Source organism: Hoeflea marina (genome assembly GCF_003182275.1).
Classification (GTDB): domain Bacteria; phylum Pseudomonadota; class Alphaproteobacteria; order Rhizobiales; family Rhizobiaceae; genus Hoeflea; species Hoeflea marina.
In genome coordinates this window covers 382995-395394 of record NZ_QGTR01000001.1, presented here as the reverse complement: position 1 = coordinate 395394, position 12400 = coordinate 382995, and the positions used below count along the sequence as shown (strand labels likewise).

Here is a 12400-nt window from a genome sequence, read left to right as displayed (position 1 = left end):
GGGCCCTACGCGGCTTGCCAGGCCGCGAGGGCGGCGACCACATTGTTGTCCTGCTCCAGCGCCGAGAGCCGATCGAGATTGGTTCCCCCGGTGTTGCTCGCGCTCCAGGCCGCCATGGCTGTCACCAGTTGCTGAACGCCTGCCCGGGAGAGCTGCAGGTCCGCAGCCAGGAACCCGTCGACACCGGCCGCCGATGGCGCGCCGCCTGAATACCAGCCGTCCAGCGTGACGCTGCTGCTTCCGTCGCCGCGCAGGATGTCGACCAGCAGGTCGTCGCCGCTCTTCGAGAACCACAGTTCTTCCCAGGACAGATCATCCTGGAACGAGACGACGTCGGTGGTAGCATCGTCGCCGTCGGAGGCGATCCTGTCCTTGCCGTCCGCGGCCCAAACCATGAACATGTCGCTGCCGGCGCCGCCCGACATCCTGTCGTCTCCGGCGCCGCCGATCAGAACATCATTGCCGGCGCCGCCGTTCAACACATCGCTGCCGCCCGCGCCGTCGAGCAGGTTGCCGTTGGCATCCCCCGTCAAGGTATCGCCGAAGCCGCCGCCGTAAATCATCTCGATGCCGATCAACTCGTCGACTTCGCTGGCGCCGACCCTTGCGGTCACAATGCCGCCCTGGCCGACCGCGCCCAGATCGACGACGACACTGGCCGTGGCATGGATGAAACTGGCGGTATCGATGCCGCCGCCGCCGGACAGGCGGTCATTGCCCAGACCACCTTCCAGCACGTTGTTGCCGTCGTCGCCCGTCAGCACGTCGTCGAAGTTGCTGCCGGTGACGTTTTCGATCCCGGACAAGGTGTCAGACCCGGCGCCGCCCGTCGCAGTACCGGCGGCGAGATCAACTGTCACGCCGAGCCCTCCCGTGACATGGACGTAGCTTGCGGTATCCGTGCCGCCGCCGCCCGCAAGCGTGTCATTTCCCCGACCGCCCTCGAGCACATTGTTGTTGCCATCGCCCTTCAGCACATCGTCGAAACTGCTGCCGATGACATTCTCGATTCCTGACAAGGTGTCCGATCCGGCGCCGCCCGTCGCGGTGCCGGCGGCGAGATCGACCGTGACACCGGTTCCTGCCCCGTGGTAGCTCGCGGTATCGCTGCCCCGGCCACCGTCGAGCTTGTCGTTGCCCAGTCCTCCTTCAAGCAGATCGTCGCCGTCGCCGCCCATCAGCAGATTGACACCCGCATCGCCTGTGAGTTGATCATCGAACTCGGTGCCGACAATGTTTTCGATATCGATCAGCGTGTCGGTGCCCGACGAACTGGTCGCGATCCCGGTGACCAGACTGACAACCACGCCGCCAGCCAGCGTGCTGCCGTCGAAACTTGCGGTGTCGTTTCCCGCCCCACCATTGAGTATGTCGTCGCCTGCATCGCCGAAGAGCAGGTCGTCACCGACGCCTCCGCGCAGCAGATCATTTCCGTCGCCACCATACAACTCATCGTCGCCGGTCGCGCCGGTCACGATATCGTCGCCGCGACCGCCCCAGATCTGGTCGTTTCCATCGCGCCCGAACAGCTGATCCGCGCCGTCGCCTCCGATCAGCTTGTTGGCCGCCATATCGCCGTAGATGACATCGTCAAAGTCGCTGCCGGTTGCGTTCTCGATGCTGACCATCGTGTCGGTACCGCCACCTCCCGTGGCGGTCTTGGCAAGAAGATCGACGACAACCGCTGCGGTCGCATCGGCGTAACTTGCCGTGTCCGACCCCTCGCCGCCATCGAGCGTGTCATTGCCCGTTCCGCCGTGGAGCGTGTCGTCGCCTTCCCGGCCGAAAAGCCTGTCATTGCCCTTTCCGCCGTAGAGGATGTCGTTCCCCGCATTGCCGTCGAGGGCGTCGTCTCCGTCCAGACCCTCGAGAACGTCATCGAGAAGGGTGCCGATCAGCAAGTCCGAGGCGACGCCGCCGGCAATCATCAGCCCCTTGTCCTGCCCGAGCTTGAAATCGGAAAGCCCCTCGCCTGCCGCGGAGGTCTTCACCCCGGTGCCATCTGCAGAGACTTTCCATTTACCTGTGCCGGCGTCCCAGAGGTCCTTCCAGACGGATGCCCAGAGCTCCGCGTCGGTCCATGCCGCATGGCTCGATTTGGCGGTCTCATACTTTGCGATGAGGTCCGCGACGCCCGCGCTGGTCAGATAGGTGTAGTCCGAGAAGTCGTGCTCGGAGTATGTGTGAATGGCCTCCGCCCCGAGCGCCGCTTCCGCTTCGTATTCAGCTGTCCACTCTTCCAGCACGCCGTCGGGGCCATTGAAGTAGCTGTCCCAAATCGACAGAACGATCTGCGCCGCATTGCCGCCACCCCAGGAAAAATACCCCTTGACCGTCACCGAATTGAGTTCCCCTTTGGCCAGGGGTGCGGTTCCGTTTTCGAACATCACATGGTCCGGCATCAGGATCAGCAAGTCATCGCCGACGCGCTGGAACTGCACCGGCGCGTCCAGCACGCTGACGCTGTAGTCGGCGACACCGATCCGCTCGCCGAGGACGATCTTGTCCTCGGTTTCGTCTCCAAAGCCGAGCTTGCTGCCGCCCGCGTCCTGAATGACGCCATCCTTCAGGCCGTAGCCGACGATGAACACGTCCTGGTCCTTCGTGCCGCCCTTGCCGCCCCATGCGTAAGTGTCCAATCCGCGCAGGACGATCGTATCGTTTCCGTGCCAGGACGATGTTTCAGCCTCAACATTCTCGCCATCGCCACGCAGCACCCCGCCCAATGAGTCGCGGCCAAATCCGATGAAATCCTTCCCGGCGCTGCCGTTGATCAGGCCGCCATTGAACTGGGCGTAGACAAGCCCGCCGGGGGCGATCGTGATCACCGATGCGCCGACATTGTAGATGAGATTCTTGCTGCCCAGGCCGCCAAGAATATAGTAATTGTTCTCGCCGCCGATGGCGAAAATGATGTTGTCTCCGGAGAGGTAGATCGAGTTCTTGTTTCCGACGACGATGCCGAAATTGAACCCGCCGCCCATTCTGACCTTTGTCTTGTCACCGTAGACGACGACAACGTCGTTTCCGTCGCCCGTACGGATATCGTTCTTCTTGCCGAAGACAAAGATCGCGTTGTCGCCATTCATGTCGTGAACGACATTGTATTCACCAAAGGCAAACATGGCGTCATTGCCGTTGTTTCCGGTCAGATAGCTGTATTTTCCGAAGCTGAGCAGGATGTCGTCACCCTCGCCGCCGAAAGCGCGGCTGACCTCTCCCATCGAGGCGATGATATCGTCGCCATGACCGCCGAACTGCAGGTTGGCGTTGCCCTTGGCGATCAGGATGTCGCCATCCTCGGTGAGCGGACGGAGACCGACGAGGATTTCGCCGAGATTGTCCACAGCGCCACCTTCGCCCCATTGAACGATATTGCCGAAGTCGCTGAACAGCTTGATCAGGGACGGCAGGTTCGGCACCGCGGTAATGACCGGATAGCCGTCCTGCGCGGTGAACAGGCTGGATATGTCGCCTTCCTCGAAGGATTGATCGCTGCTGATGGTCAAGTCGTCCAACGAACTCGAACCCGCGGCCAGTTCCACCCAGCCGTTGAACAGACTGCCGGACTGGTCAAGGAAGCCGGACGCCCACTCGGTCGGATCCCCAGCCCCCACGCCTTGATTCAGGCCGTAATTCACGCCAGTACCTATTCCAGCCACTATGGCGCCTCCGAAGAGACTGGACGGCAGGGTCAGGTCGAACCAGAACATGCCCGCCAGATCGGCCGCGATCTGATTGCCGTCAACTTCTCCGGACGGCAGGCCATTCGCATCGTAGCTGATGTTGAAGAAGTCTCCGAAGGAGTCGTAGGGGACCGTGATGCCGATATCGCCCCAGGTCTGGATATAGTCGATGAAGGCCAGGATCGGATCCATGACCCGTTTCACCTTTACCCCGGCGGCGTTATACTGATATTTTCCGTCTTTCTTTTCCGAACTGACAAGGAACATGGCCAGCAGTTCATTGAGGGAAATCGCCTGACCCATCGCCGGAAAGAACGAGGCCAGCGACATGTCGAGGATGCTCATGGCGGTGTCGCCGAAAACCAGGTTGGCGTTGCCGATGGAAAAGACCACGTCCGATCCCCGGCCGGCCAGGACAACGTTGCCGCCATCCTTGGCGCTGTCGACCATGATCCTGTTCATGTCGTACATGGACAGGCGAATGTCCAGCCCGCTCTCCAGCGATGTCTGCGACCCTTTCTGGATGCCAGACTCTTTTTTCTTAGGCTCAACAGGATCGGCAGTCTCGTCCGCGACGGCCTTTTTGGGAGTACTTTCCAAACCAAGTAAATTGCCAAACTTCGTCACAGTGGCATTGGTCTGAGACTCCGCGTTCCGCTTGCCGAAATTACCGTTGGTATATTTATCGCCTATGTTCTTCGCGCTCAAGGATGGCAGCGAGAAGCCCAGGAAGGCCAACGACGCAAATTGGGACGGGCTTGGCACGGGTATGCCAAGCGTTGCCCGACTCATCCAGCTCAGGTCAATGCCTGATATTTTCTCCATCATGCTCGGAGTTCTGGTGTGCGGACCAATAAATCCCTCGGTGTCCTCAAGGTTACGCGGACCAATAAACCCTGCAGTGTTCACGTCGAGAGAAGGCCGGCGCGGTTTTGCATAGGAAAAATAGATGTCATTCGATACGCCGTAGTCGAGATTGACGTTGTGACGCCCGGCCATGACGTGGAACCCATGCCATGCGAAGGTCATATCCGCGTCGCCCGTGACCGACGTCTCCGTACCATCACCGCCGTTCAGACCATCCAGCCAGTTGAGACTGTGGCTGCCCATGGCCGGATCGACGCTGCCGAAGCGCACGACGAGATTGAAGTTGCCCTTGACGATGCTGACGTCGTTGCCGTGGCCGACCTTGATGGCCACGTTGCCGCTGCCTTTCAGCAACCGGACGGTCAGGCCGTCGCCGACCTTGAGGGCCAGGTTCCTGTCGCCGAACAGGACCTGCGCGCTGAAGGTCGAATATGCGCCGCCGTTGCCCGCGGCCACATGTCCAAGCAGATCGCCACCGTCGAAAATCGAGTGGTAGTTGACCTCGATGGCCACATTGTTGTTGCCGTAGGCGACGTTGAAGACATCCGGCCCCGCCCCCAGATCCCAGCCCGCGTGACCATGACCGACCTTGACCACGAGATTGCCATCGCCGAGTTGCGCGGTGAAGGTCTTGCCGTCGCCGACCTGCACGAGAATGTTGTAGGAGGAGCCCAAGGCGATACTCTTGAGCAACCTGCTGGCTATGCTGTCTTTCTTTTCAATGACCTCACCGGCCTCGCCGCCCAATTGATCCGCGAGACGGGGCGCCGGCGAAGTCGTAGCCGCTGGCGCGGGCGGAGCGGGGCGTGTCGTTCCGAACTGTGCAAAGGCGACATCGCCGTCACCGGCCTTGATTGTGATATTTGCCGCCGCTTGCCCCTCCCCATCATGCGTCACGGCCTTTTTCATCGCTTCCTTGTCTTTGAGCGACGCCCGGACAGACTCGAGTTGTTCCGTGAAGAGCGTGTTCAGCGACGGCGTTTTCTTTGCAGGTGGCGTTGAGGGAGTCCCGCTCGGAGGGGAGGCCGTCTCGTCTTGGGGAGAGGCCGTGCCGGTCGTGGTGGTTTGCGTTGTCGACGTCGAATCGCCGAGATATGTTTTAAGTTGTTCCTTAAGCCAGCTCAGGAAGTCGCTCGGAGTCCCTTTCCTGTCGAAAATGGCCGGGACCAACGCGAGTTCTTCCTTGAGGTCTTCGCCTCGCTTCTTGCCGTCGACATCCGTACCGAAGAAACTCGACGCGACGCCGAGTCCCAGCAGCATGCCCGAGCCGTCTTGGATGGTGACATTGCCCTGGCCGGCCTGAAGGCTCACCGCCGTTCCATCGCCGACCTTGACGGCAACATTGGCCTTTCCGTAGGAGACAAAGGCGGTCAGGCCGTTGCCGACATGGGTGGAGACGTTCAGGCTCCCCATGGAGACCATCACGGCAAAATCCGCGTCTCCCACCTTGGTGACCACGTTCACCGTTCCGGACAGGATTGAAACCAGGTCTCCGTTGCCGACATTCGTCACCACATTGGCGGTCGACAACGCCCCGACGACGTACATCGCGCCATCGCCGACCTTGGTGACGACATTGTAACGTCCGGCCATCACGGCCCAGAGGTCCGATTGCGCGCTGTTGACCACCGTCAGGACATTGCCGACGCCGGCCATGCCGACCCCGACCAGTCCGTTGCCGACCTTGGTGACCACGTTGTACTGGCCGAGGAACACGCCAGAGAGTTCGCCGTTTCCAACCACGGTGGCCACGTTCAGCTTGCCGACCATGAAGAAATTGGCGTCGCTGTTGCCCGATAGCGTCGCGACATTGACCTGGCCACCCATGACGAAGGTGGACACCCCATTGTCGCCGACGCGTGTGGCGATGTTGAGCTGCCCGCCCATGACGAAGGTCGCGTCACCATCGCCGACCTTGGTCGCCACATTCAGCTTGCCCAGAAGCACGGCGACAAACGTGCCGTCGCCTTTCTGGGAGAAGGAATTGATATTCCCGCCCATGATCCCGACAGCCAACCCGTCGCCTTGCCGATGGGCGACATTGAGGTAGCCGCCCATGATCGCGACGAAATTCCCCACAGACTCGGAATCGTCGCCGATGGCATTGCCGTGGTAGGCGACATTCGCCCCGCCCGCCATGATCGCGTAGAAATCGCCATTTCCGTCCTTGGTGGCGAAATTCAACAAGCCCAGCTCGATGGCGATATCCCGCTCGCCCTCTCCCATCAGGGCAACGTTCCCGAGGGAACCGAGCATGATTGCCGTATCATTTCCAGCACCGCCTCGGAAAATATTCATGCCTCCGACAAGAAACGCGACGTCATCTCCTTCGCCCGCATCAACGAAATTAAGAATGCTTCCGGCAAAAATGAAGTCGTCGCCACCGCCCGTCGACAGCCAGTTTGTGCCAATACCAATCGCGATGACTTGGTCGTTTTCGTCTCCTGTATCAAGAACGTTCGCCAAACCGCCGACGATGTAGCGATTGAAATCGTCGAATATGAACTTTGTCCCGCCACCCGCTTGGGTTGTGAAGTCCTCTTGCGTGGCTTTGTATGCATCTTCGCTTGCCCCAGGGTCGGCGTCAGACACATCCGTGCTGGCCGCCAACAGCTCGCTTTGCTCCGCGACGGCTTCGTCTCGCGTCGTATCGGCCTTGGCGAGCGTGTCGGCATGACGGGCTGTCAGCGCCGCCATGTCCGGAAGCGTGCCGGCTGCGGCGGCCTGATTGGCAGCCGCCTGGCCGTCCGGGCCGCCATTCATCGCGGACTGCAGGATGGCGTCCGCGTCCGGGTCCTGCTCGCTCGGCGCCTCGGCGTCGCCGGTCTTCGCCAGATCGGCGCGCGTGCGCCCCCGTGCGGCCAGTTCGGCGTCGAGATCGAAGCCCTCGCCCTCCAGCTCCGCGAGATCGGCATCCGAGAGCTCCGGCTCGTCCGCCGCCTCCCCCGCGTCGAGTCCGTCAATGCCGAGGCTCTCAGTCAGGCCGCCGGCATCGGCGAAACCGCCTCCGGTGTCGCCGTTCATCAGGTCGCCAAGTCCGGAGACGCCCGCGTCGATGAAGCCGGTCAAGGCATCGACCATGCCCTGGAACGGGTTGGCGATGCCGCCGCCGGCGGTCTCGGCTGACGGGTCGGACACGGCGTCGGGGTCATCCGTCTGGGTGATGATCGAAAACCCGCCATAGGCCTGGACGTCGTTGTTGCTGCCCTTGGTCTCGATGATGTTGGCCGCGCCATAGGCCCGGATCGTGCTGTCGGTGCCGCCCGCGGTGATCACGTTGCCGATGCCAAAAGCCTGGATATCGGCCTGGCCTGCGACCGTGGCGACGTTGTATCCGCCGACCAGAACAGCGCTGGTCAGACCGGAGACATCGGTGGTCAGCACGTTGTAGCCACCGACCATGGTCGCATCGACACTGTCGCCGCCCAGTATCGTCGCCACATTGGCGCCGCCGCCGAGCGCGAGCTGGCTGTGTCCGCTGCCGCCGCCTGTCCGCGTCACCAAATTGCCGCCGCCAAGCGCCACCACATCGAGATCGCCATTCGTCACCGCCTGCGTGATCACATTCGCCGCGCCGGCCCCGTGGAAGATCAGATTGCCCGACGTGCCGATCCGCGTCACGGCATTGCCGATGCCACCCCCCTCGAACAATGTGTCTCCGGAGTCCGTCAGATGGGTGATCACATTCGCCGCGCCGGCGCCTCGGAAGATGACGTTGCCTGACGTGCCCGCACGCGTAACAATATTCGCCGCGCCCGCGCCCTCGAACAACGTGTCGCCTTGCGCTGTGGAATGGGTGATGACATTCGCCCAACCTGCGCCGCGGAAGATGACGTTGCCCGACGTGCCGGTGCGGGTCACGATGTTCGCCGCGCCCGCGCCCTCGAACCGAGTGTTGCCTTGAGCGGTGGAATGCGTGATCACATTCGCCGCGCCCGCGCCGCGGAAGGTGACGTTGCCCGACGTGCCGGTGCGCGTCACGATGTTCGCAGCGCCCGCGCCCTCGAACAGCGTGTCGCCGTAGGCAGTCGCATGGTCGATGACATTCGCCCCGCCGCCGCCCCGGAAGGTGACATTGCCCGAATATCCGTTGCTGGTCACGCTGTTGTAAAAGCCCGCTCCGGCAAAATCGACGTCGCCGTAGTCGGTCGATTGGGTCACCTCATTGTAGGCGCCGCCGCCAATGAAATAGGTATTTCCGGCCACGCCGCCGTGCATGACCCTGTTGTAGGAGCCGCCGCCCACAAAGGTCAGCTGGCCGCCGGTCTTTCCGTCACCCCCGACCATAATGTGAGTAACGCTGTTGTAGAATCCCGCTCCCTGGAAAAACGTGCCGCCGATCGTGGTGCTGTGGTAGATCTCGTTGTAGGCGCCCGCGCCGATGAAGGTGACCTCACCCTGATAACCCTCACTTGATATGCTGTTGTAGGCGCCGGCGCCCTCGAATGTGACATCGCCAAAGGTAGCCGTGCTCTTGAGCAGGTTGTATCCGCCAGCACCCTGGAAGGTGATGCCGCCCGCGTATCCATTGCGGATCAGAACGTTGCTGGCACCGGCCCCACGGAATGTTATTCCACCGTATAATACATTGTTCTCAATATGGTTTGCTCCACCAGCGCCATAGAAGTCGACATTGCCGCGGATGCCCGAACGATAAATGTTGTTGGAGGCAGCTGCGCCCTGGTAGAGGATATCGCCGTAGCCGCCCGTGTGATTGACCGAAACCGCGCCCGCGAGGCCGCCGAAATGGATGCTCCCGTCCCCGGTCTTCGAAATATCCGCGTATCCGAACAGGCCGTAGAGACCGAGGTCCCCCGTGGTGTCCTCGACGTGGAGCACCGTCACGGAGCCCCTGATCTCGTCATTGCCAGATCCCGTGTAGATCCGCGCCTCGACAGCCCCCACATCGACGATATCGTTGCCGGCGCCGGCATTGATGTAGCCGGCGAAGCCGAGGGCCACGATGGTATCGTTCCCGTCGGTTGCATCGTAGCGACCTGTAAAAGCAAAGTTCAAAGTCTGGACCAAGCCACCCATCACACACTCCATTGCTTCAGGAAGTTTGCGGATCCCGGCGACAGCGTCGATGCGCCGGAACCCGCCATGACGTTCATCGTATCTCCTGGTCCCTCACGGAGCCCGGCATGCCTCTCAGGCAGGCCCGTCGGCGTCGTCGGGCTTTCTATTGATCAGGCCGAGCTCGATGTATTTCTCGATGATCTGCTGCATCTTCGGCTCCTCCATCAGGCCACGGATGACCGAGAGCATGTAGAGGAAGCCAGGCAGCGGCATGATGAGCTGCTGCTTCAGGCGCGGCTTGACCTCTCCCGCATCCGCGCCTTTCTCGGCCAGAGCTGCGGGGTCCTGATCCACCAGCAGCAGGCGGACCATGCCGTTGTTGAAATTGATGGCTGAAACGGTTTCGGCGTAAAGATCTTGCATTGGTCACCCCACTTGGCCACTCCCGTGACGCCGGACATCCAGCGCCGAGATGCTGTATACAGGTGGACTTATTGCAACTGCGAAGACAATAGTCTTGACGTGCACTTCCGTGCATTTATTATGACATTCCGATGACAGGCTGGCGCATGATGGCCCCTGGAGCCGCGCGAGGGCCCATCGCTTTCGACGGCCTTCGTTGCGCTGCACAAGAATCGCGTCCGCAGCGCTCAACGGGTCAAAAAGCGCTGCACCCTGCCCTTGGCGGGATCACTCCCAAAAGCCACCGCGCCGCGAACCGACCAGATCGTCTGCCGTGGCGGAGCCACGTTCGTTCGAAGGTCCCGAACGACGTGCCGGCAATGCCCGAACGGCGCAAGCAGTTCCGGAACGAAGATATGCGGACCGCTGCGCCAGTGCGACTGTTCGAAGACGAGGTTGTGATGCAATGCCGCGTCCAGCAAAGGATCGGACAGGTATGCCCAGTTGCAAAATCCGATCGGCACGCCCTGCGTGGTCTCATAATAACGAAACTGGCCGATCTCGATGGCCGGAACAATGCGCTGCAGCAGCATGCCGACGGGGTAGTATTGATGCAGCGTGGATTTCCGGCAGAGCCATAGCACGCCGCCCAACACAGCCGTCTGATCCCTGGTCGATGGCGTGACCCGCAATCCGGAGGATTGAGGCTCGGGCCCGGTGTCGTTCATCCTGCGGCTCCACCTGACGGATTTCGCTCCGGCACAGACAGAGCACACGCAGCACAGGAAGTGAATACAGGTATATTTCGATCAACGCGTTTTCGCGGGAGCATCTCGCCGCGTTGCCGAGGCCCGATCCCGGCGCATGTCCAGAGGAAGCGAACTCCCTTCGGCGCAGGACGATATGACAGACCAAGACCCTGGAGCAGCTTGCGCGTCAATCAAGGGCAGAAGTGCTCTATCCCGGATTGGAAACAAGCGCGGTCAGGCGCAAGACGTTCGCGGCTTGCGACCGGAAGAAGCCGGCACGGTCTCCCGCATCGAGCGCTGTGACCAGATCGGAGGCATTCTGCCGGAACAGGTCGGCGGCCTTGCTGCGATCGCGGACAACACCCTCCATCACCGCCGGGCTGCTGCGGTAAAACAGCAGCTCGTCCATATGCTTTGGCAGATCATCCGAATAAAAACCGCTTCCGATCTCATGGACCGTCTTCAGCACCAGCCAGAACCGCGCCGGCTCGGTGCTTGCGGACAGGCGCGTGGCGCGGCCCTGCAGAGTGGTGGCAGCCTCCTCCAGATCACCGCAATCGGCGACCAGCCCGAGACTGGCGACAGTGCTGAGCATGTTCGCATACAATGCGAGATAGTTCCCTGCCATTCCGGCGGGATAGCCCTCGACCAGCGTCCCCACCCCGGTGCGGACCACGGCGAGCTTCTCGAAGGCGAGGCGCTGGAGCACCTGGCGGATCGGCGTCCGGCTGACCATGAACTCCTGCCCCAGTTCCTGCTCACGAAAAACGGTTCCCGCAGGATATTCGCCGAGGCAGATACGATCGCGCAGCGTTTCATAAATGACGTCGACACGGGTTTTTTCGCGCATGGGAGACTCTTTCATACAACTGGCCCGGGCGGACGGCGCCGGGCACCGCGGCAGGCGTTCGGATCCTGTAACAAGATTTTCACCATGCGCTCAAGTGCGCCACGCCGCGCCGAGCGTCAAGCGCGGTTGGCCCATGGCGGGAAACCCATCCTGGATCATCAAAAATCCCTTGCTTTCCAAGCGGATCACGCTTGTCATCACGCCAACACAATAAACTGAATAACTCGGATCGAAATGCAGCAGCTTCACCTGATTCCCCTCCCGGGCCGGCCCACGGTCAATCTGGCAGTCAGCGGAGTGCCGGGCCTTCTGATATCCGCAAACGGCGCGCTGGCGCTGTGCGAGGAGACACTCGCGGCGGAAATGAACCGGCTCCGCGACCTCAACATCAGGACCCTGATCGGGCTGGTCGAGGATGACGAGCTTGGCACCATTGATTACCTTGACATAACAGACGCGGCGAATTCCGTCGGCATTCAAAGCATCCGGTTCCAGGTCAGGGACTTCGGCATCCCGTCAGCGGATCAGGAAGCGGACTGGCGTCACATCTCGTCGCACGCACACGAGTTGGCGCGCGGCGGCCATGGGTTTGCCATCCACTGCATGGCCGGAATCGGCCGCAGCTTCATGATGGCAGGTCGCATCCTGGTCGATTTCGGCCTTCCGCCCGGCGAGGCCTTGAAGACCCTGCGCGCGGTCCATCCGGAAGCGCTGGAAACCCCCACTCAGGAACTCTACCTGCAGACCTTTCCCAGATAACCACTCGAAACCTGCAGCCGTGGCAACGCCCATCGATCTCCTCGCCTGCATGGACAGGATTTCACTTC

The 12400-nt window shown here is 61.5% G+C and carries 6 protein-coding genes; 1 reads left to right on the top strand and 5 read right to left on the bottom strand.

Annotation, left to right across the window (positions count from 1 at the left end):
- Positions 1 to 5 precede the first annotated feature (5 nt).
- The 5 genes from DFR52_RS01875 to DFR52_RS24390 form a co-directional block, all read right to left on the bottom strand.
- Positions 6 to 9590, bottom strand: a complete 9585-nt coding sequence (locus DFR52_RS01875; RefSeq protein ID WP_158284828.1) for a hypothetical protein — start codon at positions 9588 to 9590, stop codon at positions 6 to 8.
- Between the two features lie 114 nt (positions 9591 to 9704).
- Positions 9705 to 9995: a hypothetical protein gene (locus DFR52_RS01870; RefSeq protein WP_110030216.1), complete on the bottom strand. Its 291-nt coding sequence runs from the start codon at positions 9993 to 9995 to the stop codon at positions 9705 to 9707.
- A 227-nt stretch (positions 9996 to 10222) separates the two neighbouring features.
- The gene (locus DFR52_RS01865) at positions 10223 to 10702 is read right to left on the bottom strand and encodes a toxin-activating lysine-acyltransferase (protein WP_110030215.1); all 480 of its coding nucleotides are present in this window, start codon (positions 10700 to 10702) and stop codon (positions 10223 to 10225) included.
- Positions 10703 to 10931: 229 nt separating this feature from the next.
- Positions 10932 to 11573: a GntR family transcriptional regulator gene (locus DFR52_RS01860; protein WP_210205745.1), complete on the bottom strand. Its 642-nt coding sequence runs from the start codon at positions 11571 to 11573 to the stop codon at positions 10932 to 10934.
- 90 nt (positions 11574 to 11663) lie between these two features.
- Entirely contained in the window at positions 11664 to 11822 is a 159-nt protein-coding gene (locus tag DFR52_RS24390) for a hypothetical protein (RefSeq protein WP_158284827.1), read from the bottom strand.
- Here DFR52_RS24390 and DFR52_RS01855 point away from each other — a divergent pair.
- Positions 11808 to 12332, top strand: a complete 525-nt coding sequence (locus DFR52_RS01855) for a protein-tyrosine phosphatase family protein (protein WP_110030213.1) — start codon at positions 11808 to 11810, stop codon at positions 12330 to 12332. The genes DFR52_RS24390 and DFR52_RS01855 overlap by 15 nt on opposite strands.
- The last annotated feature ends 68 nt before the right edge of the window (positions 12333 to 12400 follow it).

What these genes read in the sequence shown, in the direction of transcription:
- DFR52_RS01875 (WP_158284828.1), bottom strand. Translation starts at nt 9,590, where the DNA reads ATGGGTGGCTTGGTCCAGACTTTGAACTTTGCTTTTACAGGTCGCTAC.
- DFR52_RS01870 (WP_110030216.1), bottom strand. Translation starts at nt 9,995, where the DNA reads ATGCAAGATCTTTACGCCGAAACCGTTTCAGCCATCAATTTCAACAAC.
- DFR52_RS01865 (WP_110030215.1), bottom strand. Translation starts at nt 10,702, where the DNA reads ATGAACGACACCGGGCCCGAGCCTCAATCCTCCGGATTGCGGGTCACG.
- DFR52_RS01860 (WP_210205745.1), bottom strand. Translation starts at nt 11,573, where the DNA reads ATGCGCGAAAAAACCCGTGTCGACGTCATTTATGAAACGCTGCGCGAT.
- DFR52_RS01855 (WP_110030213.1), top strand. Translation starts at nt 11,808, where the DNA reads ATGCAGCAGCTTCACCTGATTCCCCTCCCGGGCCGGCCCACGGTCAAT.